The organism is Roseovarius dicentrarchi (assembly GCF_003316635.1).
GTDB classification, from domain to species: domain Bacteria; phylum Pseudomonadota; class Alphaproteobacteria; order Rhodobacterales; family Rhodobacteraceae; genus Roseovarius; species Roseovarius dicentrarchi.
Window position 1 is genome coordinate 15,168 of record NZ_QNQP01000003.1, and the last position, 23,783, is coordinate 38,950.

Genomic DNA, 23,783 nt, shown 5'->3' on the forward strand with positions numbered 1-23,783 from the left:
AATCGCGCCCGCGTCAATCAAAGCGGTAGCGATGCAGCGCCGTACCGCTCTGGCGCAGCCAGTTGCGATGGGTTTGATAGTCCGGCATCAGCCGCGCGACGATGGCCCAGTAGGCGGGCGAATGATTCATCTGCTCCAGATGCGCAACCTCATGCGCGGCGACATAGTTCAGCACCTCGGGCGGCGCCATGATCAGCCGCCACGAATAGCTAAGGCCCCTGCTGGACGAACACGACCCCCAGCGCGAGCGCGTATCGCGCAGGGTGATGCGCGCGTAGGGTTGCCCCAGCGCCGCCGCATATCGGTCAGACGCCGCCGCCAGCCTATCACGCGCCAGTGTTTTCAGCCACGCTTGCAACCGCGCGGCGCTGCCCCCCGGCACCAGCAGCGAATCGCCCGCCGCCGTGACCCGCCGGCCAGACCCTGCCTCAACGCGCAGCATCTGCCCCTCAACCGGCAGCAGCGCACCGGGCGCTACCGCGACCTCCGGCTGGCGGTCCGCCAGATGCCCGGCCAGCCAGTCCTGTTTGGAGCGGGCAAAATCCAGCGCCTCACGTTCGGGCAGGCCCTTTGGCAGGGTCAGCGTGACGCGTCCATCCAGCGCGGACACGCGCAAGGATATCCGCCGCGCCTGCGCCGAACGGCGCAAGGTAACTTCGATAGGGGGGTTGCCGGGAAGGATATGCTGGCCCATATGCCTGATCTGTGCTGCTACCGAGGCGCAAAAGCTTTGACACCTTTGCCCTGTTATGGCAGGTGGCGCAGATCGCATGCAAGGCACCATATTTGAAAGGGACGCACATGCCCAAGGAAGAATGGGGCGTCAAGCGCCTGTGCCCGACGACCGGCCAGCGCTTTTACGACCTGAACAAGGATCCGATCATCAGCCCATACACCGGCGAAGTGGTCGAGCTGAACACCGGCAAAAGCCGCTCGATCAAGGCAGACGCCGAAGATGCCGAGACAAAGAAGATGAAAGACGCCAACACCGACGATGACGCGGTGCTGGACGATGATGACGACGTTGACGTGGATCTGGGCGACGACGTGCTGGAAGACGAAGATGACGACGCCGATGTCTCGCTGGACGAGATCGCGGATGTCGCCTCGGATGACGACGACAGCTGATATTGCGCGCCGGGCCGGATTTTTCGCTTGATCCCGCCCGGCGGTTTGCCTAAGTCAGCATTCAGCGGCCGCATCGGTCGCCTTGGGGCCTTAGCTCAGCTGGGAGAGCGCCTGCATGGCATGCAGGAGGTCAGGGGTTCGATCCCCCTAGGCTCCACCAATTCACTCTTGGAAATCACCAGATAGTTCTGCCTTTTTCGTCAGAGGATTTGCCTCTGCCGCGCAGACGGGTGCTGTTTTCCCTGCGATAATCCATGCTGCCTTGATCCGCGGCTTTCGGAGCGTCGATCGCTGCGCAGCCCTCCATCTGTCAAACCCGGGGATGGCCCATGAGCGACCATTTCTACGTCGTGACGGGCGGCCCCGGTGCGGGCAAGACCAGCCTCATAACCGAGCTTGCCCGTCGCGGCTTTCACGCGATCCCCGAATCCGGCCGCGCGATCATTCGCGAGGAGATAGATAACGGCGGAGACGCCCTCCCGTGGGTGGATCGCATGGCCTATGCCGAACGGATGCTGGAACGCGCACAGCGCCGCAGAGGCGCTCTCGGGCCCAGTGATCTTCGACCGAGGCACTCCTGACGTTATTGGGTTACCTGACCCTCTGCGGCCTCGCTGTGCCGTCTCACGCCGTGACAGCGGCCAAGACAGCCCGGTACAACGCCCGCGTCTTCCTTGCGTCCCACTGGGATGAGATCTTCACGCAGGATGCCGAACGCAAGCAGACCCGCGCCGAGGCCGAAGCGACATGCGCCGCCATGAGCGAGACCTACGCCGCCCTCGGATACGAAACCACAGAGTTGCCGCGCGCCGACATCGCAACACGCGCCAACTTTGTATGTGCGCAGTTGGCGAACCCAAACCTGTAGCTCCCCTATTATTCCTCCACCCAGAAGCGATCACTTGCTTTGCCACGGGATGCTAGGATACGGCGCACGACTGCGTCGCCACCAAAGACATCAACGGGATCGAAGCAAAATTTGTGGAACGTCTTTTCGCTTATCTCGGCGTCATCAAGTGCATCTTGGGCCACTCTCAACTTCGCACCATAGTTCTCCTTCAAGAACTCGACAGCTACGGGGATCATGCGTAACCGCGCCATTGAGACCGCAGCTTATGCGGCTTGACTGTCGGTTGCGGATGCCAGCGGCACCCAATTTCACGGCAGCAATTCATCCAGCCGGTTGATCTTGTGATCGTGGATACGGTCGAGGATGTCAGCCAGATAGGCCAGCGGGTCGAGACCGTTCAGTTTGGCGGTTTCAATGACGGTCATTGCACGCGCGAGCGTTTCCGCCCCGGTATCGGCTCCTGCAAACAACCAATTCTTACGTCCAATTCCAATCGGGCGCAGGGCGCGTTCTGCCGGGTTGTTGTCGATGGCCACACGCCCGTCAGACAAAAACAGTCTGAAGGCCTCCTGCCGCGCGAGACCATAGCGGAAGGCCTTGGCCAGATCGCTCTTGCCCGGGATGCGCAGAAGCTGCTGTTCGGACCAGGCAAAGAAAGCCTCGACCTTGGGCAGGCTGAGCTTTTGACGTGCCGCATAGCGGGCGTCGGCGGACTGGCCGTTGATATCGCGCTCGATGTCGTAGAACTTGCCAATCCGGTCGAGCGCCTCGCGGGCGATCTCGGATTTGGTCGAGGTCCAGAAGTCATGGAAGTCGCGCCGCAGGTGGGCCCAACAGGCCGCCTCGCGCAAGCGCGGTTTGCCACAGGGTTCAGGCGCGTAGAACTTGGTATACCCTTTGTATCCATCCGCTTGCAGGATGCCGCGCGCATCGGCCAGGTGGCCAAGAACATGCTCTTCCTTCCAGTTGGGTGCGAACCGATAGACAGCGCCGGGTGGCGCAGCTACTGCCCAGGGCCGTTGATCACGCACGTAGGTCCAGATACGGCCTTGCTTCACGCCTTTCCCCAACCCTTTATCTCTCTTCGACCGGTCCAGCACCCGGATTGGGGTATCATCCGCGTGTAGAAGATCGCTGCTCATGATGTTCGCCTCGATCCGCTCGACCAGCGGCGACAGGGTCTTCATGGCGCGGCCACACCGCCCACCAAAGTGCTTTCGGGGATATCAGCCCCCATGCGCGCGAATATCTCATGCTGGCGATACAAAGGGAGGTGATCGTCGAACTTCGAGACCAGCACATGCGCCAGGAGGTTCGGCCCGGCCATGCTGCCCGGGATAGGACGGCTGGGGGCGGGTTCCTGCACCATCCGCTCGCAGCGCCGGCAGGATTTCTTGATCCGAGCGATCTGAACCACCTTCATCTGGGCGGCGATCATATCGAGCAGTTCGCTGACATCTTCGCCGACTACACGCAGATCACCGCCACAGTCGGGGCAGCAGGCACCGGGGTCCAGTTCACGACGCTCGCGCTGGGTCGTATCCGAGACACGCGGCCTGCGACGCAAAGCGGGTGCATCGGCAGTGTCTGGTGATGGCTCATCCTGCCCTTCGTCGATGAGTGCGTCATCGTCTTCGGCCACCGCCACCAGCAGGTCTTCGAGCGCCAGTTCCAGTTGTTCAATCTCGCGCTCGATCTTTTCCGAAGATTTGCCAAAGGCCAGTTTCTGGAGTTTGGCGATCCGCAGGCGAAGCGCCTGAACCAGCTGGTCATGGACGCGCAATGTCGCCGATACCCTGGCGTTCTCGGCTTGCAATGCTGCGATCATCGCCTTCAACACAGCGGGATCATCGGGGAGGTTTTCAGCAGGCTTTGACATGCGCCTGACTACCAAAAATCAGGCCGAAGCACCATAGAAACAAAGCAAATCAAGCAACAGAATCACCCCACCCGCGCAGGCGGAGCACCCCAGTCCGGACGCCGCCAGTCGATGCCTTCCCAGAGCATCGCGAGCTGTGCCGAGGTCATCCGCACAGCTCCATCCTTGGCGCTCGGCCAAGGGAAGCGACCCCGTTCGAGCACTTTGTAATAAAGGCAAAATCCCTGACCATCCCAATACAGCAGCTTGATCCGGTCACCCCGACGGCCCCGAAAGGCAAAGACCGCATTACCGGTCGGCTTCTGATGCAGCACATCCTGGGTCAGCGATGCCAATCCCGCGATCCCCTTGCGCATGTCCGTAACACCGCAAGCGAGATACACACGCACACCAGTGCCGGGGCCGATCAGGCCCCTTCCACCGCGCGGATCAGCACCGACAGCGTCGCCGGATCGACCGCGCGTTCAAAATGTAAGCTGCGCCCGCCACGCAGACGCAACTCAACAGCAAATGAAGGCGGTGACCCAGCGACCGGTGCCTGCGCCATCGGCAGATCCACTGGAAAGAACAGCGCCCCGGCATCGGGCGACCACAAGCCTTTCTTCTTCAGCTCATGTCGCCACGCGTATATATGCTGTCGCTTAATCTCATGACGTTGCGCAACCTGCGTTACGCTTGCACCATCGACACCAACCGACACAACAATCTCAAGTTTGTCGTCGTCATGCCAAAAGCGTCGCCGCTCCGCCCCAAGAATTTCGCCACGCATCGCAGACCCCGTCTAAGAGACGTCGCTAATGACGTCCTTAGCGACGTCTCTTAGATCATTGCAAAAGCGTCAGGCAGGCGCTCCCAGTGGCGCGGTTACGATCAAACACCTAGACGCTTGCAGCTGTCCGACATACCTGCTGGATTAGAAAAGCCGCACATAGGATAGGCAGGAAGACCGATATAGTGCTTCCCGATGTTGGTAAAATTTTAATATTCTGATGGTGGATCCGTCGGTTGATACGAAATCCGCATTTTTCATCAAGCGTCTTTTTCAGAACAAAAAATCTTAATTGACAATACTCCCGCCGGAGGCGGCGCCAGCTTGAGGTGCAGGGACCGCAGGGAATACCAAGGCGGCCGGTTTCGAGCGTCCGCGACGCGCATTTCAGTCCGGTGTGCCGGTTTTTGTGGATATTTTCTCCATTGCTGCGGTCCATTCGCGGTCGCGCAGGATGCGCCGGAAGGCGCGGCGCAATTCGCCGACTGCCCCATCGGGGAACCAGCGACGATGCGCAAGCAACAGGCGCTGAGGGTCCAGCGCGATCATCGCCTCGACGGCGTCGGCCAAATCCGACTTGCGATACCTCATGCTGACAGGGAACGGCATCTTGCCGTCGCTGTCGTCAGCGCCTGACAGCCAGACAAGCGGGCGGGCGGCGGCAGGTAAATGCGCGGTCTGCACGTTATGTATCAGGTCCGTGCAGATCAGCGATGCAGAGGCGCGGTGAAAGTAGACAGTCTCGCAATGGTGCTTGCGGCCTTTGATGGCTATCTGATCGATCTCATCCGCCCAAGCTGCCGCTTTTTGCGATGAGGCGACACCATGCGCGCCTGCGTTCGGCGGGTGATCGGTCAGGCCGCCCGCGTGCCACAGCAGCGCATCGGGATAAGCCTGCTGCCAGTCAGGGAGCTGTGAAAAATGGCGCCCGTTCGGTGCGACAAGATATCCAACCGGCCCCAGCGCTTGCAATTCACGGCGCAGCGTTTCTGTCAGAACAGTTGGAGCATGAATCCAGAGGCTGCCGCATGCAAGGCGCACGACAGTGGCGCGCGACGGATACGGAATTTTACAAATCGTCACCGGCGGGCCGTCGATCAGCCAGATGTCTTTTGCCACGGGCTTGAGCGTGTTCAGCGGCTCATGGCCCGTGGCGCGTTCTTGCGGTGCCAAGGTCAGTCGATGACCGTGACGGAAGTCATCACATCGGGCTGTCCGACAACGGCGCCATTGCTGCCGGTGCCGCGCTTGATGCTGTTCAGCACATCCATGCCGTCCGTCACCTTGCCGACCACGGTGTACTGGCCGTTCAGATGGCCTGCGGGGGCAAAGTTGATGAAGAACTGGCTGTTGGCGCTGTCGGGGCTGGCACTGCGCGCCATGCCGACGGTTCCGGCCTCGAATGGCCGGTCCGAGAATTCGGCGGGCAGATCCGGCAGGTCCGAGCCGCCCGAGCCTGCGCGCATCATGTCGCCACCTTCCAGCTTGCCGTATTGCACATCGCCGGTTTGCGCCATGAAGCCGTCGATCACGCGGTGGAACACCACGCCGTCATAGGCGCCCTGCCGGGCCAGAGTGGTGATGCGTTCGACATGGGCGGGGGCGACATCTTCGAACAGGTCGATGGTGATGGTGCCGTTCGCCTCGCCCGCGACGTCGATTTTCAGGTCTGTCGCCAGCGCAGGCGCGGCGGCAAGGATCACGGTTGCTGCCAGAATGTTACGCATCTGCGGCCACCTTGACGCTGATCATGCGGTCGGGGTTCGCGGGCGGTTCGCCCTTGGCGATGTTGTCCACATGCTCCATCCCCTGAATGACGCGGCCATAGACGGTGTATTGGCCATTCAGGAAATTGTTGTCGCTGAAGTTGATAAAAAACTGGCTGTTCGCGCTGTCCGGGTTCTGGCTGCGCGCTGCGCCCAACGTGCCGCGATCATGCGGGATCTTGGAAAATTCTGCCTTGAGATTGGGCAGGTCGCTGCCGCCGGTGCCGGCCGCGCGGGGGTTGTAATCCTTTTCCATGTTGGCGTTTGCCACATCGCCTGTCTGCGCCATGAATCCGGCGATCACGCGGTGAAAGGCGACGTTGTCATAGGCGCCGGCGCGGGCCAGTTCCTTCATCCGTTCGCAATGGCCGGGGGCGACATCGGGCAGCAGTTCGATCGCGACGGTGCCGTCCTTCAGCTCGATCAGGATGGTGTTTTCTGGGTCTTTGATCTCGGCCATTGGGGCCTCCTTTTGATGGGCATTGCGGCAATATCTAGGCGCTTGGTGGCTGATTGCCAAGCGCCCCACCTTGACGCATGCGCGCCCACGCGCCAAGACATGCGCAACGGACCGGATGGCAAGGATGGGCAGATGAGCTGGAAAACCCTCGACGACATGGACCTGAGCGGCAAGCGCGTGCTGACACGCGTCGATATCAACGTGCCGGTCGAGGCCGGGCGCGTCACGGACGCCACCCGGATCGAACGGATTGTGCCGACCGTGCAGGACATTCTGGCCAAGGGCGGCAAACCGATCCTGATCGCGCATTTCGGCAGGCCCAAGGGGAAGGTGGTTCTGGACCTGTCGCTGCGCGTCCTGCGCCCCGCGCTGGAGGCGGCGCTGGGCCGCTCCGTGCGCTTGATCGAAACGCTGGACGGCGCCGAAAACCTGACCGCCGAGGCAGAGGCGGCAGACGTGCTGCTGCTGGAAAATATACGGTTCTACCCCGGCGAGGAGGCGAACGATCCTGATTTTGCCGCCCGCCTTGCCGCGCTGGGGGATGTCTATTGCAATGATGCGTTTTCAGCCGCGCATCGCGCCCATGCCAGCACGGCGGCCATCGCAGATTTGATGCCGTCCTGCGCCGGGCGCCTGATGCAGGCCGAATTGCAGGCGCTTGAGGCCGCGCTGGGCGCGCCAAAGCGCCCTGTGGTGGCCGTGGTGGGCGGCGCCAAAGTGTCGACAAAGCTGGATCTGCTCAGCAATCTGGTGGAAAAGGTCAACGTTCTGGTGATTGGCGGCGGCATGGCCAATACGTTTCTGGCCGCGCAGGGCCTGAATGTCGGAACGTCGCTGTGTGAGCATGACATGGCAAAAACTGCCCGGCAGATCATGACCAAAGCCGCCGATCAGGGCTGCGATATCATTTTGCCCGCCGATATCGTTGTTGCGCGCGAATTTGTTGAAAACGCCCCGCATGAGACGCTGGCGGTCCATCTTTGCCCCGATGACGCCATGATCCTCGATGCCGGACCGCAAAGCGTGGCGCGCGTGGCTCAGGCATTTGACGCCGCCAAAACGCTGATCTGGAACGGCCCGCTGGGTGCGTTCGAAATCGCGCCCTTCGATGCGGCCACCAATGCAGCAGCACGCCACGCCGCCGAGCGAACCCGGGCAGGCAAGCTGATTTCCGTTGCGGGCGGCGGCGATACCGTCGCCGCACTGAACCGCGCAGGCGCAGCCGACGATTTCACTTATATTTCAACCGCCGGCGGCGCGTTTCTGGAATGGATGGAGGGCAAGGATCTGCCAGGCGTCGCGGCGCTGGGCCGTTAGCGCGACCATAATTGCAAGCATCATGGCACTGCCGTAGAAGCGGGCGATAGACAGTAAATCAAATTGAGCGGAGCCATCATTATGCCGAATACAGCCCAAGCAGAGAAGATTCGCGCCGGTAACGGATTTGTTGCGGCGCTGGACCAATCGGGCGGCTCCACCCCCAAGGCGCTGGCACTGTATGGCGTGCCCGAGACCGCCTATTCGGGCGAGGCCGAGATGTTCGACATGATCCACGCCATGCGGTCGCGCATTGCGCAGGCACCTGATTTCAACGGCGACAAGGTAATCGGCGCGATCCTGTTCGAGATGACGATGGACCGCCAGATTGATGGTAAGCCGTCGGCCACCTATCTTTGGGAGGAACGCGGCGTCGTTCCGTTCCTGAAAGTGGACAAGGGTCTGGAGGATGAGGCAGACGGCGTGCGCCTGATGAAACCGATGCCCGATCTGGACGTTCTGTGCGACCGAGCCGCGAAGGAGGGTATTTTCGGTACCAAAATGCGCTCGGTCATCGACGCCGCATCCGCCAGCGGGATCGAAGCCGTGGTCGCCCAGCAGTTTGAGATCGGCAAGCAGATTCTGGGTCATGGCCTGATCCCGATTATCGAGCCGGAAGTCACCATTTCCATCGCCGACAAGGCCGAGGCCGAAGCGCTGCTTCTGGACGCGGTCAAACGCCACCTCGATGCGCTGCCCGAAGGCACCGAGGTCATGCTGAAGCTGACACTGCCCGAGACCGCAAATCACTATAAGCCGCTGGTCGATCACCCGGCGGTCATGCGCGTTGTCGCCCTGTCGGGAGGCTACTCCCGCGAGGAGGCGAACCGCCGCCTTGAGCAGAACACCGGCATTGTCGCCAGCTTCAGCCGGGCGCTGACCGAAGGATTGTCGGCGGATCAGACAGACGCGAAATTCAACGAAACAATCGGTGCGACAATCGACAGCATCCATGCGGCATCTGTTGCGGGCTGATGTAACCGACAGAGGGGGCCAGCCCCCAAGTCGAAAATCCAAAGGATTTTCAACTTTCCCCCGGGATATTTGACAGCAAGAAGAAATGGCAGGACGTTCCAAGCCGTTCTTCTTGCTGAAAATATCCTCGCCGAAGGCATAAAAGTTCTTGGTCGGAACGCTTTAGCCAAGCCGGGCGAGGATTGCTGCTGTATCGACCCCTGATATTGCGCCAGCGACGCGCCCACGCTCGCCTGTCAGCCGCGTGGCGATATAGGCTTCTGCGATGGCGGGCGGTGCATGTTGGATCAGGACCGCAGCGGTCAGCAATGTTGCCAGACTGTCAGCATACCAGCGTGCCTGCCCGGCGTCGGGCAAGCGGGGGAAGCGGCCCATGTGCGCGCGCAGCGCCGCATCGTAGCGGCGGTATTCGCCCGTCGCTTGGCCCAACGCATCACTCAGCACCTCGCCCGCCATCGGGACCGTGCGCAAGGTCCGCAGGATGTCCAGACACATGACGTTGCCGGGTCCCTCCCACAGGGCTGTCAATGGCGCCTCGCGGTACAGCAGCGGCAGGCCGGTTTCCTCAATATAGCCAGCGCCGCCGAGGCATTCCAGCGCCTCGCAAACTACGGCAGGGCAAAGCCGGTTGCTCAGGAATTTGGCCAGCGCGGCGCCCAGCCGCGCAAAGGCGCGGTCACGCTCGCCGGTGCCGTCGAAGGCGCGGGCGACGGCCAGTCCCAGCGCCATCGCGCCCTCCCAATCCAGTGCAAGATCGGCCAGCACGCTGCGCATCAGCGGCTGGTCGATGAGCCGCGCCGCGCCGACGCTTCGGTGATTGCACCAGTGATGCGCCGCGCCAAGCGCAGCGCGCATCAGGCCAGCCGGGGCAAGCGCGGCGTCCAGCCTGGTATGGTGCAGCATTTCTGCGACCCGCGCGATGCCGTCGCCCTCATCACCCAGCGGCAAGGCAAGCGCATCGGCATATTCGATTTCTGCCAGCGCGTTTGAACGATTGCCCAGCGTGTCCTTTAACCGCTGGATATGCAGCGTATTGCGCGTGCCGGACGTCCAGCGCGGCACCACAAAAGCGGTCAGGCCGCCGGGCGCCTGTGCCAGAGTGATGAACCCGTCCGACATCGGCGCCGAGCAAAACCATTTATGCCCGCGCAGGCGGTAGGCGTTGCCGTCGGGGATGGCGTGGGTCGATGTGCCGGTCAGGTCCGACCCACCCTGTTTTTCCGCCAGGGCCATACCCATCGTCGCCGCCGCCTTTCGCTCCAGCGGCGCAACGGCCGGATCATAAAGGCGCGCGGTCAGCTTTGGCACCCATTCGTCGAACAGGGGTTTCGATGCGCGCAGGGCGGGCACGGCGGCATAGGTCATGGTCATGGGGCAACAGACCCCCGGCTCCACCTGTGTGGTCATGTAAACCATTGCGGCATGGGTAGAATGACCGCCCGGCGCCGCTTCCCATGGCAGCGCGGCATAGCCCGCGCCCAGACCGGCCTGCATCAGCATGTGATAGGTCGGATGGTATGACACCTCGTCCAGCCGCCGGCCGCTGGGATCGAACAGCTGCGCCTCGGGGGGGTGGCGATTGGCCTCCATTCCGGCCTCGCGCATGGCGGCGCGGCCTATTTTGCGCCCGTAGGCCGCCAGATGCGCATCATCGGCGGCGTGCGCGTGGTCGCGCAGCGCCGGATCGCCGTCCCACAGATCCAGATCGCCGCGGGTGGGCGGCTGGTTCAGGACCTCATGCGTGTCTGTTTCGTTATGTGGCCGCGAATTTGGCATCGGCAAATCTCCTGTAGCGTGTGCATTTAGGCGGCCTTGGCGCAAGATTGCAACGTCCTGTCGCGCCATTGCGCGTCGGTCGACAAAGCGATTCCAAATCCGGGGCGGGTGTGGCAGGGTCTGCAAAGGATCCGGCAGAGATCACCAAAATGAGGCAGATGCAGTGACAAATCGGAAAAAGCCCGCGCTGGGCGTGTTCGTCTATTTCGCCATCGCATTCGCGCTGGGCACGTATTTCACCTTTGCCGCCGTTCAGGGCGATTTTGGCCTGTTCAGCCGCGCCGAGATCGAGGCCGAGGCAGATGCGCTTCAGGCGCAGCTTGACTTGCTCAACAGCGATATCGCGATGATGGAAAACCTGACCCGGCGCCTGTCGGACACTTATCTGGACCTGGATCTGCTGGATGAACAGGCGCGCTCGGTTATCGGTCTGCTGCGCAGTGATGAGATTGTCATCCGCTGAAATACCTGCCGAAACGCCTGCGATATACCCGATATCTGCGCGCGCTGCGTCCATCGCCGGCGTCACCGGGCCCGAGTGAAACCAACGAACGCAGCTTGCGTTTGTTGCGCAGCAATGCCTATCCTCAAAGGATGAACGCGGCCGAACGGGTCGCGCAACCATTTGTGCCATGGATAGTTTAGCGTTAAACTATCCTGCGATATATGTGCCAACCAAGGGGATATCTGCCAATGGCTGCCCAGAAGAAAGCAAGCAAATCAAACGCTTCGGCGGAGGATCTGAAGGCGTATTATTACGACATGCTGCTGATCCGGCGATTCGAGGAAAAGGCAGGCCAACTATACGGCATGGGCCTGATCGGCGGATTCTGTCACCTTTACATCGGCCAGGAGGCGATCGTTGTCGGGCTTGAGGCCACCGCGGAAGAGGGCGACAAGCGCATTACCACATATCGCGATCACGGTCATATGCTGGCGTGCGGCATGACCCCGGACGGCGTCATGGCCGAGCTGACCGGCCGCGAGGATGGCTATAGCCGCGGCAAGGGCGGCTCGATGCACATGTTCTCGAAGGAAAAGGATTTTTACGGCGGGCACGGCATTGTCGGCGCCAACGTGCCGCTGGGTGCCGGGCTGGCATTTTCCGACAAGTATCGCGGCAATGACCGGGTGACGTTCACCTATTTCGGTGACGGCGCGTCCAATCAGGGCCAGGTTTTCGAGACGTTCAATATGGCTGCCCTCTGGGCGTTGCCGGTGATTTTCGTCATTGAGAATAACAATTACGCGATGGGAACGTCGCAAAAACGCTCCACCTCGGCGCCCGAGCTTTACAAGCGGGGCGAGGCGTTCGGCATCCCCGGCGAGGCGGTGGATGGCATGGACGTTCTGGCCGTCAAGGAAGCGGGCGAAAAGGCCGTCGCGCATTGCCGCGCGGGCAAGGGGCCGTACATCCTTGAGATGAAGACCTATCGCTATCGCGGTCATTCGATGTCGGACCCGGCCAAATATCGCACCCGCGAGGAAGTGCAGAAGATCCGCGAAGAAAAGGACTGCATCGAACATGTCCGCGATCTGCTGCTGACCGGCAAACACGCGACCGAGGATGATCTGAAAGCGATCGACAAGGACATCAAGAAGATCGTCAACGCATCCGCCGAATTCGCCAAGGACAGCCCCGAGCCGGACCCCGCCGAGCTGTGGACAGACGTCTACGCCGATGCCGTGCCGCAGAAAGCCTGAGGAGCCATATTAGATGACGACAGAAATTCTCATGCCCGCCCTCAGCCCTACGATGGAAGAGGGAACGCTGGCCAAATGGCTGGTGAAGGAAGGCGATACCGTAAGCTCGGGCGATATCATCGCCGAGATTGAAACAGACAAGGCCACGATGGAATTCGAGGCCGTGGACGAAGGCACCATCGGCAAGATCCTGATCGAGGAGGGCACCGAAGGCGTCAAGGTCAACACCGCCATCGCCGTGCTGCTGGAAGAGGGCGAAAGCGCCGACGACATCGGCGACGCCAAGGCCAAGGCGCCAGAACCCGAGGTCAAGGAGGCGCCCAAACCCGACGCGCCGAAATCCGCCCCGGCCAAGGCTGCCGCGCCGCAGCCGGACCGCAGCCCCGACTGGCCCGAAGGCACCGAAACCAAACAGCAGACAGTGCGCGAGGCGCTGAATGCCGCCATGGCCGAGGAAATGCGCGCCGATGATGACGTGTTCATCATGGGCGAGGAGGTGGCCGAATATCAAGGCGCCTACAAGATCACCCAGAACCTGCTGGAAGAATTCGGCGCGCGGCGCGTGATCGACACGCCCATTACCGAACATGGCTTTGCCGGGATCGGCGTCGGCGCGGCCTTTGGCGGGCTGAAGCCCATCGTGGAGTTCATGACGTGGAATTTCGCCATGCAGGCGATCGACCAGATCATCAACTCGGCGGCCAAGACGCTTTATATGTCCGGCGGTCAGATGGGCTGCCCTATCGTGTTCCGCGGCCCCAATGGCGCCGCCGCGCGCGTGGCCGCGCAGCATAGCCAGGATTACGCGGCGTGGTATGCGCATATTCCGGGGCTGAAAGTGGTGCAGCCCTATTCGGCCTCTGACGCCAAGGGCCTGCTGAAATCGGCCATTCGGGACCCGAACCCGGTGATCTTTCTCGAAAACGAAATCCTTTATGGCAAATCGTTTGACGTGCCGGTGATGGATGATTTCACCGTGCCCTTCGGCAAGGCGCGCATCTGGCGCGAGGGCGAGGATGTGACCATCGTCAGCTTTGGCATCGGCATGACCTACGCGTTGGAGGCCGCCGAAAAGCTGGCCGAGGATGGCATTTCCGCCGAGGTGATCGACCTGCGCACGCTGCGCCCCATCGACTATGACACGTTGATCGCCAGCGTGCAGAAAACCAACCGCTGCGTGACCGTCGAAGAGGGCTTCCCGGTGGCATCCATTGGAAACCACCTCTCGGCTGTTATCATGGAGCGCGCTTTTGATTATCTGGACGCCCCGGTGATCAACTGCCTGGGCAAGGATGTGCCGATGCCCTATGCCGCGAACCTTGAAAAGCTGGCGCTGACCTCGACCCAAGAGGTTTTGGATGCCGTGCACAAAGTCACCTACCGTTAAGGAGAGAGAGCGATGCCGACAGAAATTCTGATGCCCGCGCTTTCCCCGACGATGGAGGAAGGCACGCTGGCCAAATGGCTGGTCAAGGAGGGCGACACCGTGTCCTCCGGCGATCTGCTGGCCGAGATTGAAACCGACAAGGCGACGATGGAATTCGAGGCCGTGGACGAAGGCACCATCGGCAAGATCCTGGTCGAGGAGGGCACCGAAGGCGTCAAGGTCAACACCGCCATTGCCGTGCTGCTGGAGGAGGGCGAAAGCGCCGACGATATAGGCAGCGCGCCTGAGTCGGAGAAAAAGGCGGAGAAGGCCGAGGCCCCTGAAAAAGAGGCGCAACCCGAACCTGCATCAGGCACCGTGACCGAGGCACCCGCCGCCCCCAAGGGCAAGGATGGCGAGCGTATCTTTGCCTCCCCCCTCGCGCGCCGGATCGCGGCCGACAAGGGGCTGGACCTGAGCCAGATCGACGGCTCCGGCCCGCATGGCCGCATCGTCAAGGCAGATGTCGAAGGCGCCAGCGCCGCACCGGCCAAGCAGCCCCAGGCGGCAGAGGCGGACGCCGTCGGCGCCCCCGCCGCGACTGAACCGGCCAAAGTGGGCCAGTCTGCCAGCGCCGTCGCCAAGATGTACGAGGGCCGCGAGTATCAGGAGGTCAAGCTGGACGGGATGCGCAAAACCATCGCCGCCCGCCTGACCGAGGCCAAGCAGACCGTGCCGCATTTCTACCTGCGCCGCGATATCCGGCTGGATGCGCTGCTGAAATTCCGCAGCGACCTGAACAAGCAGTTGGAGCCGCGCGGCGTCAAGCTGAGCGTTAACGACTTCATCATCAAAGCCTGCGCGCTGGCCTTGCAGTCGGTGCCGACGACAAATGCCGTCTGGGCGGGTGACCGGGTGTTGCAACTCAAGCCCTCGGATGTGGCTGTTGCCGTCGCGATCGAGGGCGGGCTGTTCACGCCGGTGCTGAAAGATGCCGACACAAAATCCCTGTCGGCCCTGTCTGCCGAGATGAAGGATCTGGCCGCCCGCGCGCGCGATCGCAAGCTGGCCCCGCATGAATATCAGGGCGGCAGCTTTGCGGTGTCCAACCTCGGCATGTTCGGGATCGATAATTTCGATGCGGTCATCAACCCGCCCCATGGCGCCATTCTGGCCGTGGGCGCGGGCGTGAAAAAACCCGTCGTCGGCAAGGATGGCGAGTTGTCGGTGGCAACCGTCATGTCAGTCACGCTCAGCGTGGATCACCGGGTGATTGACGGTGCGATGGGCGCCGAGCTGTTGCAGCATATCGTTGAAAATCTGGAAAATCCGATGGTCATGCTGGCCTGAAACGGGGCTTGTTGCCACGGAAAACGCGCCCCTTCGGGCGCGTTTTTCATTCGGCACCGTCCTGATTATTCCGATACGGCCGGTGGGCGCATTGACACGATCAGAACGATGGCAAGAACCGCCAGCCCCCCGGACAGGGCGTATGGCACCTGAAAATCGCCGATCTTTTCGGCCAGAAATCCGGCAACCACCGGGCCGATGCCCTGACCGGCGGAAAACACGATTGTCAGCACGGCAAACACATTCGCAGCAGAGGTCGGGCCAAAATAATCGCCCGCCGATGCGGCAATGATGACCGGAATGCTCCACGCGGCCAAACCGAACAGAGTGACCGACACATATAAAAGGCCGGGCGCAGATCCAAACCCGACAAGCATATAGGCCGTGCCCAGTACGCCAAACGCTACCGCCATGCCCGCGCGGCGCCCCAGACGATCGGATATCCAGCCAAACAGGATACCCGAAAAAACGCTGAGCAGGCCGAACCACGCCCACAGATTACCGGATGCATTTTTGGTCATGCCGTAGGCGTCGACCATGCTGGTGACGATAAACGTCACGTAAATCATGTAGGTGGCCCCATAGATGCCATAGGCCAGCCCCAGCTGCGCCAGCAGCCGCAGCTTGGCCCGCGGGGCCTGAACGGGTGCGCTTGCGGTCGTTTTCTCAGGGGTGCGCCCGGCGGGCAGCTTGCCAATCTCGCTGGGGCGATTGCGAAACAGGGCAAGGCACAGGCCGATGGCCAGGGCGGTGATCGCTGCAAAGATCAGCCATGCGATCTGCCATGGCACGAGGCCAAATTGCGGTGACAGCTGCGGCAGGATGAACCCGCTCAGGATAATGCCAAAGCCCGATCCGGCCATGACGATCCCCGCGGCAAGGCCGCGATGCGACGGATAGAACCACTGCGACATCGAGCTCATCGAAGGTAGAACAACGCCGGCACTGCCGATGCCGGTCAGCGTATATAGCGCGCACAGAACCGCGAAACTGCCGGTAAACGCCATGCCCGCCATCGACCCCGCAATCAGCCCAAGGCTGGCGACGATGGTTGCGCGCGCCCGCAATCTGGGCAGGACCAGCGGGATCAGCAGCACCCCGATCAAATACCCGGCCATGTTGGCAAAGCCCAGCAAACCGGCCTGCGAATACGACAGGCCCAGCGTCTGCGACATCGACGGCAGCAACATGCCAAAGGCAAACCGCCCCAACCCCAGAGCGCAAAACACCGCAACGGCGCCGGCCAGCGCGACAGTCCACGCATAATTACGTTGCGCGCGGGTCTGGGGTGTCCTGTTCTGGCTCACGTGTGGCCCCTGCTTTGCTGCCCATGCACCGGGTCAAGGTGGCTGCGTTCGGGCGCGATTTATAACGTTGCACCGGGCGCTTGGCGTCCTGCGCAACAGATTGGGCGGCACGCGATGCACGCTGCATTACGCTGGCCTTGCCGATGCATGAGCCTTCGGGGCAAGTCTGGTCAAGCGTCTTCTTGCGCTACGGCCGCTGCCAATTCGTTGCTGATGGCCTTGATATCACCCATTGCGTCAATGTGTTTGAGCAGTCCTTTGCCCTCGTAGTAGGCGATCAGCGGCGCGGTTTCGGCATGATACGCGGCAAGCCGCTGCGCGACGGTTTCCGCATTATCATCCGCGCGGCGTTTGAAATCATGCCCGCCGCAGGCGTCGCAGGTGTCAGGGTTTGCCGGTTTCTTGTGGGTATCGTGATACCCCTCGCCGCAGGCGGCACAGGTATATCGGCCCGATACCCGGTCAATCATCGCCTCGTCCTGCACGTCGAGCGATATGACGAGGTCCAGCGTCTGCGCCTTTTCGGTCAGGAGCGTATCCAACGCCTGGGCCTGTGCCACCGTGCGCGGGAACCCGTCAAAGATGACGCCGTTTGCCGTATCGGGACGGTCCAGCCGGTCGCTGACAATGGCGATGACAATATCGTCGGACACCAGACCGCCGGCCTGCATCACGTCCTGCGCGGCCTTGCCCGCATCGGTGCCCTTTTCCACGGCATCGCGCAGCAAATCCCCGGTGGACAGTTGCACCAGCCCGAATTTTTCAGTCAGCACGCGCGATTGGGTGCCTTTTCCGGCGCCGGGCGGCCCGAGCAATATCAGGTTGGCCATGTTCAACGTTCCTTTCGCTGTGTTCTTTGGGTTGCAGGTGCCGCGCAGGCGGATTGTGCAGGACTGCAAGCGCAGGTCACGCCGCTGGCAGGCGTCCGGACGTGGCATCATGCGGGACTGATAAACTGTTGTGAATTGGCCCCGCGCCGTGCGCGAGGTGGCCGTCATGTGTCTGGCGCGGGCGCCAGACACTGTGTTGTGGCGTCAAAATGCCTGTTCAGGCCTTTTGATCGGCTCGCAGTTCAACGCGGCGGATCTTGCCCGAGATGGTCTTGGGCAGTTCGTCGACAAAATTGATCTCGCGCGGGTATTTGTACGGCGCGGTGTATTTCTTGCAGAAGTCCTGAATTTCCTTGACCAGTTCGTCCGACGGCTCCTTGCCTTTGACCAGAATGACGTAGGCGGAGACAATCTCGCCGCGCATGTCGTCGGGTTTGCCGATCACGGCGCTTTCGGCAACGGCGGGATGCTCCAGCAGGGTGCTTTCCACCTCGAACGGGCTGATGCGATAGCCGCCCGAGCTGATCAGGTCGTCGGCGCGGCCGATGAACCAGAAATAGCCGTCGCTGTCACGTTTGGCGGTGTCGCCGGTAAAGTACCAGCCGTTGCGGAAATCCTTCCTGTTCGGCTCGCCGCCGGTGTAATAGCCGTCAAACAGGCCCGGAGGCGTGCCGTTTTTCAGGTTCACCGCGATATTGCCAATCTCGTCATCGGGCATCCGGTTGCCTTCGTCATCGACGATTTCCACGTCATAGCCCGGCACGGGCTGACCCATCGAGCCGATCTTGACCGGCTGATCGGGGAAGTTGCCGACGATGTTGATCGTCTCGCTCTGGCCATAGCCGTCTGCGACGGTGGTGCCGGTGGCCTTCTTCCAGAAGTTGATCACTTCGGGGTTCAGCGGCTCGCCCGCGCCCATGGAGCGGCGCAGCGAGCTGAGGTCGTAGCCCGACATATCGGCCTGCGCGAACATGCGGTAGGCGGTTGGCGGGCCGCAGAACGTGGTGACGCCCAGCTTTTCCACCAGTTTCAGGTGCTGATCGACGTCAAAGCCGGGGGGATCGTACAGAACAACCGTGACACCCATCAGGAACTGCGGGAACACCATGCCCCATGCCGCCTTGGCCCAGCCGGTGTCGGTCAGGGTCCAGTGGATATCATCGGGCTGGAAGTCCATCCAGAACAGGCCGGTCGACGCATGCGCCAGACCGTATTCATACGACCGCGGCACCATTTTGGGCATTCCGGTGGTGCCGGACGTGAAAAAGCCCAGCATCATATCGTCGCAATGTGTCTTGGGGCGGTCTTCGGGGGCGATTTCACCCGGCTGGTCCTTGCACAGCTCCTCGGTGGAAATCCAGCCTTCGCGCGGGCCGCCGATGACGATCAGGAATTCCAGCGTCGGGCATTCATCCCGCACCTCTTCAACCTTTTCGCAATGCTCGGGCGTGACGATGATCGCGCGCGCCTTGACGCCGTTCACGCGGTATTCGATGTCGTGACCGGTCAGCAGGTTCGTGCCGGGCAGCGACACAACGCCCAGCTTCATGCAGCCGAACAGCGCGTCGTACCACTGGGGGATGCGGCCCGCGATCAGGCAGGCGAAATCGCCCTGCTTCAGCCCCAGTGTGCGCAGCCCGTTGGCCATCTGCGACGAGGTGCGCGCCAGATCGGAATACTTGATTTCGCGGACGTTCTCGCCGGTTTTGTCCACGGCCAGAACCGCCGTTTTGTCGGCCTCGCGCCCGCGGCGGTCGATCACATCATAGGCAAAGTTGAAATCGTCCGGGCAATGAAATTTATAAGCTTCGCGCGCCTCTTTGTATGTTCTTGGAACATTCATGAATTCGTACATGTCTTACTCCTTGGTTGGGGCGGTGGGACGGCTGGTTCGCCGTCGCGCAAATATGTCTGTTCGGTGGCCCATTCGGATCGCTCCCAAAAGTTTAGCGGCGTCTAGGCAACCGTTTCAAGGTATTCGCGCGGCGCCATTCCGAACCGGGATTTGAAGCCCCGGTTGAAATTCGACAGATCGCGAAACCCCGAGTCAAAGGCTACTTCGGAAATGTGAATACGTCTTGTGGTTTTTTGGCTGCGCAGCCGCGCGGCTGCGGCGGTCAGCCTGCGGTCGCGCACTTCGCTGCTGAAACTTGTGTTCTCGGCCTCGAACAGGCGCTGCACCTGCCGGGTCGACATCCCGATCTGGTGCGCCAGCCAGGCAAGGGACAAGTCTTGATTGGTCAGGTTCTGCTGGATCAGGTCAAGCGCAAGCGCCAGTTGGCAATCCTTGCTGCTGGTCGCCTCGTCCTTGGCAAAGTCGACCGGGTTGGAAAAGGCCAGTTGGATCATGCCCAGGATAAGCCCCGAAGTGGCCCGCCCGACAGCCGCGCCGTGATCCCAGCCGTGACAGACCTGCTGCACCTGTTGCCGGATCGTCGGGGCAAGCGGATGATCGGCAGGCAGCAGTTGCCCGATCTGCACGCGCCCCGCGCAGCAGCCAAGGAAATCCGCGCGCGGCATATGCAGCAGCAGCAGGCGGCCGGGCTGAAGCAATGTGATCCGGCAGTCCTTGGTCGAATCCACCAGCACGCAGTCACCCGCGCCCAGCGGGGCCAGTTCGCCGTTGTGATCCACGTGGACCCTGCCGCTGGCCTGAATGAGGCAGAATATAAATTCAGCATCGTCCTGCCCGGCGCCGCGCGGCGCGCGCCGGATTGCGGCCACATCCCCGGAAATATCAGCGACCTTCAAACCGTCCAGATCATGCGCCGTAACGCGCCCTTTGACCGCGCTTTGATGGTCTTGGGCGACGCCCCGAAAGTGGTGGCAAACCTTCGCCAGATCGTGCGACCATCTGTTGAAATCAATCACATCACGCATGCCGCACCCCCCGGCTGCTGCGCGCTGTGCCAGACGTCCCGGCAGATGTGTCGCGCCCTACCAAATTGCGGCCTTCCCATGCGGGCGCTGTGCCGGATGGAGGCAGGCGCACACGATCCGGCGCAGATGAGCAGGTGTATCCGGCATGACGGTGTCCTTTTGGTTGGGCGCGATTGGCGCGCTGTCTGAACTTCATGTCAGAGTATTAAGAAAAATCCCCACGTCTACGCGTAATATTCTAATCAAGTCGTGCGTGAATTCGCATATGAATGTGCGCCTGTTCCGGTGTTGCTGGCGCGTCAGGCATGGATTCTGGCGCGAAATGCCTAGAGCGGCGTGGGGCATTTGGATACCTTACAGGCGAAAGGTTTGTTGCCGCCGAACGCGCGTTCTGGCCGCGACCGGTATGGTCCGGATGGCGCAAGAAGATGGGGTGGGCGCGAGCCCGCAGAACCTCGGCGGTGGTTGAGGGCTGGGGCGCGGGCGCAGCTTTGCCTGGCTCTTTGAGGGGCGCGATGAAAGCCGCAGAACCGCAGAAGCATGATTTAGAAGGAAGTTCCAGATGAAGGTACTGGTCGCTGTCAAGCGCGTCATTGATTACAACGTGAAGGTTCGCGTCAAAGCGGACGGTAGCGGTGTCGATCTTGCCAACGTCAAAATGTCGATGAACCCGTTCGATGAGATCGCGGTAGAGCAGGCCATTCGCATGAAAGAGGCCGGCACAGTTGATGAAGTTGTCGCCGTCTCCATCGGCGTCAAGCAGGCGCAGGAAACGCTGCGCACCGCGCTGGCCATGGGCGCCGACCGCGCAATTCTGGTGATCGCGTCCGAGGACGTGAACACCGATATCGAGCCGCTGGCCGTTGCCAAGATCCTCAAGGCAATCGTGGACGAAGAGCAGCCCGGTCTGGTTCTGGCGGGCAAGCAGGCGATCGACAACGACATGAACGCCACCGGCCAGATGCTATCGGCGCTGCTGGGCTGGTCCCAGGGCACGTTCGCCTCCGCGCTCGATATCGAGGGCGATCATGCGCTGGTCACGCGCGAAGTGGATGGCGGCTTGCAGACGATCAAGGTCAAGATGCCCAGCATCGTCACCGTCGATCTGCGCCTGAACGAGCCGCGCTATGCGTCCCTTCCCAACATCATGAAGGCCAAGAAAAAGCCGCTGGACGAGAAAACCGCCGCCGATTACGGCGTCGATGTCACGCCGCGCCTCACCGTCACCGGCACCGCCGAGCCCGAGGCGCGCAAGGCCGGCGAAATCGTCGGCTCGGTCGATGAACTGGTTGCGAAACTCAAAGAAGCGGGGGCTGTATAATGGCTGTTCTTTTACTTGCAGAAGTGACCGATGGCGAACTGGCGTGGGATGCAACCGCCAAGACCGTAACCGCCGCTACAAAACTGGGCGATGTGACGGTACTGTGCTGCGGCGCATCCGCCGCCGCTGCCGGCGAAGCGGCGGCAAAGATCACCGGCGTTACGCGCGTTCTGGTGGCCGAGGATGCATCGCTGGGCCACCGGCTGGCGGAATCGACTGCGGCGCTGATCGTGTCACTGGCGGGCGATTATGATCACATCGTTGCCCCGGCCACGACGGACGCGAAAAACGTGATGCCGCGCGTTGCGGCGCTGCTGGATGTCATGATCCTGTCGGATGTGTCCGGCGTTGTGGATGCCGACACGTTCGAGCGCCCGATTTATGCGGGCAACGCGGTTCAGACGGTCCGCTCGACCGATGCGAAAAAGGTCGTGACCATCCGCACGTCCACCTTTGACGCGGCGCCGGACGGCGGCTCGGCCCCGGTCGAGACGATTTCGGCAGCGGTCGATCCGGGCCTGTCCGAATGGATCGAGGACAAGCTGGCCGCGTCCGACCGCCCCGACCTGACATCGGCGGGAGTCGTGGTGTCGGGCGGGCGCGGCGTCGGCTCGGAAGAGGATTTCAAGATGATCGAGGCGCTGGCCGATGCGCTGGGCGCGGCAATTGGCGCATCGCGCGCGGCGGTCGATTCGGGCTATGCGCCCAATGACTGGCAGGTGGGCCAGACCGGCAAGGTGGTGGCACCGGCGCTGTACATCGCTGTTGGCATCTCCGGTGCGATCCAGCATCTTGCAGGTATGAAGGATTCGAAAATCATTGTCGCGATCAACAAAGATGAAGAGGCCCCAATCTTTCAGGTCGCTGACTACGGACTGGTGGCGGACCTGTTCACGGCCGTGCCCGAACTGACAGAAAGGTTGAAGTGATGGATTTTGCACCAACAGAAGAGCAGGTCGCCATCTTTGATATGGCATATGAGTTCGGTCAGGAGCATATCGCGCCCAACGCCGCCAAGTGGGAAAAGGAAGAAACCGTTCCCAAAAGCCTGTGGCCCAAAGTGGCCGAGCTGGGGCTGGGCGGCGTCTATGTTTCGGACGAATATGGCGGATCGGGCCTGTCGCGCCTTGATGCGACCATGGTGTTCGAGGCGCTGTCGATGTCCTGCCCGTCTGTTGCATCGCTGCTGTCGATCCACAACATGTGCGGCGGCATGATCGACAAATTCGGGTCCGAGGAAACAAAACAGAAATGGCTGCCGCAGCTGTGCAGCATGGAAAAATTCTTTTCCTACTGCCTCACTGAACCCGGCTCCGGCTCGGACGCGGCTGCACTGCGCACGCGCGCCGACCGCACCAATGAGGGCTACAAGCTGAACGGGAACAAGGCGTTCATCTCGGGCGGCAGCTATTCGGATGTGTACCTGACCATGGTGCGCACCGGCGACGTGGGACCGCGCGGTATTTCGGCGGTTCTGGTCGAGGACGGCACGCCCGGCCTGTCCTTTGGCGGGCTTGAGCAGAAAATGGGCTGGCGCGCGCAGCCCACCTCGCAGGTGCAATTCGATGATTGCGAAATTCCGGCTGAAAACCTGGTGGGCGAGGAAGGGCGCGGATTTACCTATGCGATGGCCGGTCTGGACGGCGGGCGCCTGAATATTGCGGCCTCCGCCTTGGGCGGGGCGCAGTTTGCCCTGAACACCGCACTGCAATACACCGGCGAGCGCAAGGCATTCGGCAAGACCATTGACCAGTTTCAGGCGCTTCAGTTCCGTCTGGCAGAAATGGAGATCAAGCTGCAATCGGCACGCGTGTTCCTGCGCCAGGCCGCATGGAAGCTGGACACCAAAGCGTATGACGCTGTGAAATACTGCGCAATGGCAAAGGCTTACGTCACAGATGTATCGTTTGAGGTGGCCAATGACGCGCTTCAATTACATGGCGGATATGGCTATCTGTCCGATTACGGGATCGAAAAGATCGTGCGCGATTTGCGGGTTCACCAGATCCTGGAAGGCACCAATGAGATCATGCATCTGATTGTCTCGCGGCAACTGATTGCTGATCGCGGATAGGCGAATAGCTTCGCCACCAAGCAAACAAGAA

Annotated in this window: 24 protein-coding genes, 1 tRNA gene and 1 pseudogene; 13 read left to right on the plus strand and 13 right to left on the minus strand. The window is 61.6% G+C overall.

What is annotated here, in order from left to right; translation table 11 throughout:
• Positions 1-13: 13 nt before the first annotated feature.
• Positions 14-694, minus strand: coding sequence for a M48 family metallopeptidase (locus DQ230_RS02625; RefSeq protein ID WP_113910955.1), 681 nt, complete (start codon positions 692-694; stop codon positions 14-16).
• A gap of 107 nt (positions 695-801) precedes the next feature.
• Here DQ230_RS02625 and DQ230_RS02630 point away from each other — a divergent pair, with 107 nt between their 5' ends.
• The 4 genes from DQ230_RS02630 to DQ230_RS17480 all read left to right on the plus strand — a co-directional run bounded on the left by DQ230_RS02630 (position 802) and on the right by DQ230_RS17480 (position 1,996).
• Complete coding sequence (locus DQ230_RS02630) at positions 802-1,128, plus strand: TIGR02300 family protein (RefSeq protein WP_113911147.1); 327 nt, start codon at positions 802-804, stop codon at positions 1,126-1,128.
• Positions 1,129-1,212: 84 nt separating this feature from the next.
• Positions 1,213-1,288: transfer RNA gene (locus tag DQ230_RS02635), tRNA-Ala, on the plus strand.
• Positions 1,289-1,457: 169 nt separating this feature from the next.
• On the plus strand, positions 1,458-1,709 hold the full coding sequence (locus DQ230_RS17475) for an AAA family ATPase (protein ID WP_338050492.1): 252 nt from the start codon (positions 1,458-1,460) through the stop codon (positions 1,707-1,709).
• A gap of 5 nt (positions 1,710-1,714) precedes the next feature.
• On the plus strand, positions 1,715-1,996 hold the full coding sequence (locus tag DQ230_RS17480) for an AAA family ATPase (protein ID WP_338050493.1): 282 nt from the start codon (positions 1,715-1,717) through the stop codon (positions 1,994-1,996).
• Positions 1,997-2,004: 8 nt separating this feature from the next.
• On the opposite strand, the gene DQ230_RS02645 is transcribed toward DQ230_RS17480, so the two are convergent.
• From DQ230_RS02645 to DQ230_RS02675, 7 genes and pseudogenes are all read right to left on the minus strand, one after another.
• Positions 2,005-2,214 (minus strand): hypothetical protein, encoded by a 210-nt coding sequence (locus DQ230_RS02645; RefSeq protein WP_113910956.1) that lies wholly within the window; start codon positions 2,212-2,214, stop codon positions 2,005-2,007.
• A gap of 72 nt (positions 2,215-2,286) precedes the next feature.
• Positions 2,287-3,857: pseudogene (gene tnpC, locus DQ230_RS02650) on the minus strand (IS66 family transposase).
• A gap of 62 nt (positions 3,858-3,919) precedes the next feature.
• Positions 3,920-4,246 carry an IS66 family insertion sequence element accessory protein TnpB gene (gene tnpB / locus DQ230_RS02655; protein ID WP_476705471.1) on the minus strand — a complete coding sequence of 109 codons (327 nt, stop codon included), beginning with the start codon at positions 4,244-4,246 and terminating at the stop codon, positions 3,920-3,922.
• A 17-nt stretch (positions 4,247-4,263) separates the two neighbouring features.
• Positions 4,264-4,626: an IS66-like element accessory protein TnpA gene (gene tnpA, locus DQ230_RS02660; protein ID WP_113910958.1), complete on the minus strand. Its 363-nt coding sequence runs from the start codon at positions 4,624-4,626 to the stop codon at positions 4,264-4,266.
• A 387-nt stretch (positions 4,627-5,013) separates the two neighbouring features.
• Positions 5,014-5,799, minus strand: a complete 786-nt coding sequence (locus DQ230_RS02665; protein WP_162497344.1) for a DUF4336 domain-containing protein — start codon at positions 5,797-5,799, stop codon at positions 5,014-5,016.
• 2 nt (positions 5,800-5,801) lie between these two features.
• Positions 5,802-6,353 (minus strand): peptidylprolyl isomerase, encoded by a 552-nt coding sequence (locus DQ230_RS02670; RefSeq protein WP_113910960.1) that lies wholly within the window; start codon positions 6,351-6,353, stop codon positions 5,802-5,804.
• Positions 6,346-6,852 (minus strand): peptidylprolyl isomerase, encoded by a 507-nt coding sequence (locus DQ230_RS02675; protein ID WP_113910961.1) that lies wholly within the window; start codon positions 6,850-6,852, stop codon positions 6,346-6,348. Before DQ230_RS02675 ends, DQ230_RS02670 begins: the two co-directional genes overlap by 8 nt.
• 132 nt (positions 6,853-6,984) lie before the next feature.
• Between DQ230_RS02675 and DQ230_RS02680 the strand changes: the two genes are divergently transcribed.
• Positions 6,985-8,169, plus strand: a complete 1,185-nt coding sequence (locus DQ230_RS02680) for a phosphoglycerate kinase (protein WP_113910962.1) — start codon at positions 6,985-6,987, stop codon at positions 8,167-8,169.
• Positions 8,170-8,250: 81 nt separating this feature from the next.
• Positions 8,251-9,144 carry a fructose bisphosphate aldolase gene (locus tag DQ230_RS02685; RefSeq protein ID WP_113910963.1) on the plus strand — a complete coding sequence of 298 codons (894 nt, stop codon included), beginning with the start codon at positions 8,251-8,253 and terminating at the stop codon, positions 9,142-9,144.
• Positions 9,145-9,306: 162 nt separating this feature from the next.
• Here DQ230_RS02685 and DQ230_RS02690 read toward each other — a convergent pair whose 3' ends face one another.
• Positions 9,307-10,920: an acyl-CoA dehydrogenase family protein gene (locus DQ230_RS02690; protein WP_113910964.1), complete on the minus strand. Its 1,614-nt coding sequence runs from the start codon at positions 10,918-10,920 to the stop codon at positions 9,307-9,309.
• Positions 10,921-11,083: 163 nt separating this feature from the next.
• On the opposite strand from DQ230_RS02690, the gene DQ230_RS02695 reads away from it, so the two are divergent.
• The 4 genes from DQ230_RS02695 (at position 11,084) to DQ230_RS02710 (ending at position 15,340) form a co-directional block, all read left to right on the plus strand.
• Entirely contained in the window at positions 11,084-11,383 is a 300-nt protein-coding gene (locus DQ230_RS02695; protein WP_113910965.1) for an FtsB family cell division protein, read from the plus strand.
• Between the two features lie 230 nt (positions 11,384-11,613).
• A complete protein-coding gene (gene pdhA, locus DQ230_RS02700; protein WP_113910966.1) occupies positions 11,614-12,624 on the plus strand; it encodes a pyruvate dehydrogenase (acetyl-transferring) E1 component subunit alpha in 1,011 nt (336 codons plus the stop codon).
• A gap of 13 nt (positions 12,625-12,637) precedes the next feature.
• On the plus strand, positions 12,638-14,011 hold the full coding sequence (locus DQ230_RS02705; RefSeq protein WP_113910967.1) for a pyruvate dehydrogenase complex E1 component subunit beta: 1,374 nt from the start codon (positions 12,638-12,640) through the stop codon (positions 14,009-14,011).
• A gap of 12 nt (positions 14,012-14,023) precedes the next feature.
• Positions 14,024-15,340 carry a pyruvate dehydrogenase complex dihydrolipoamide acetyltransferase gene (locus tag DQ230_RS02710; protein ID WP_113910968.1) on the plus strand — a complete coding sequence of 439 codons (1,317 nt, stop codon included), beginning with the start codon at positions 14,024-14,026 and terminating at the stop codon, positions 15,338-15,340.
• Positions 15,341-15,405: 65 nt separating this feature from the next.
• Here DQ230_RS02710 and DQ230_RS02715 read toward each other — a convergent pair whose 3' ends face one another.
• The 4 genes from DQ230_RS02715 to DQ230_RS02730 all read right to left on the minus strand — a co-directional run bounded on the left by DQ230_RS02715 (position 15,406) and on the right by DQ230_RS02730 (position 20,357).
• Positions 15,406-16,647, minus strand: coding sequence for an MFS transporter (locus DQ230_RS02715; protein WP_113910969.1), 1,242 nt, complete (start codon positions 16,645-16,647; stop codon positions 15,406-15,408).
• 170 nt (positions 16,648-16,817) lie between these two features.
• On the minus strand, positions 16,818-17,477 hold the full coding sequence (locus DQ230_RS02720; RefSeq protein ID WP_113910970.1) for an adenylate kinase: 660 nt from the start codon (positions 17,475-17,477) through the stop codon (positions 16,818-16,820).
• A gap of 217 nt (positions 17,478-17,694) precedes the next feature.
• Positions 17,695-19,332: an acetate--CoA ligase gene (locus DQ230_RS02725; protein ID WP_113910971.1), complete on the minus strand. Its 1,638-nt coding sequence runs from the start codon at positions 19,330-19,332 to the stop codon at positions 17,695-17,697.
• 101 nt (positions 19,333-19,433) lie between these two features.
• Complete coding sequence (locus tag DQ230_RS02730) at positions 19,434-20,357, minus strand: helix-turn-helix domain-containing protein (protein ID WP_113910972.1); 924 nt, start codon at positions 20,355-20,357, stop codon at positions 19,434-19,436.
• Between the two features lie 562 nt (positions 20,358-20,919).
• Between DQ230_RS02730 and DQ230_RS02735 the strand changes: the two genes are divergently transcribed.
• The 3 genes from DQ230_RS02735 to DQ230_RS02745 are packed head-to-tail and all read left to right on the plus strand — an operon-like array spanning position 20,920 to position 23,752.
• Positions 20,920-21,678 carry an electron transfer flavoprotein subunit beta/FixA family protein gene (locus DQ230_RS02735; RefSeq protein ID WP_113910973.1) on the plus strand — a complete coding sequence of 253 codons (759 nt, stop codon included), beginning with the start codon at positions 20,920-20,922 and terminating at the stop codon, positions 21,676-21,678.
• Positions 21,678-22,607 (plus strand): electron transfer flavoprotein subunit alpha/FixB family protein, encoded by a 930-nt coding sequence (locus DQ230_RS02740; RefSeq protein ID WP_113910974.1) that lies wholly within the window; start codon positions 21,678-21,680, stop codon positions 22,605-22,607. Before DQ230_RS02735 ends, DQ230_RS02740 begins: the two co-directional genes overlap by 1 nt.
• Positions 22,607-23,752, plus strand: a complete 1,146-nt coding sequence (locus tag DQ230_RS02745; RefSeq protein WP_113910975.1) for an acyl-CoA dehydrogenase family protein — start codon at positions 22,607-22,609, stop codon at positions 23,750-23,752. The genes DQ230_RS02740 and DQ230_RS02745 overlap by 1 nt, the downstream gene beginning before the upstream one ends.
• Positions 23,753-23,783 lie beyond the last annotated feature (31 nt).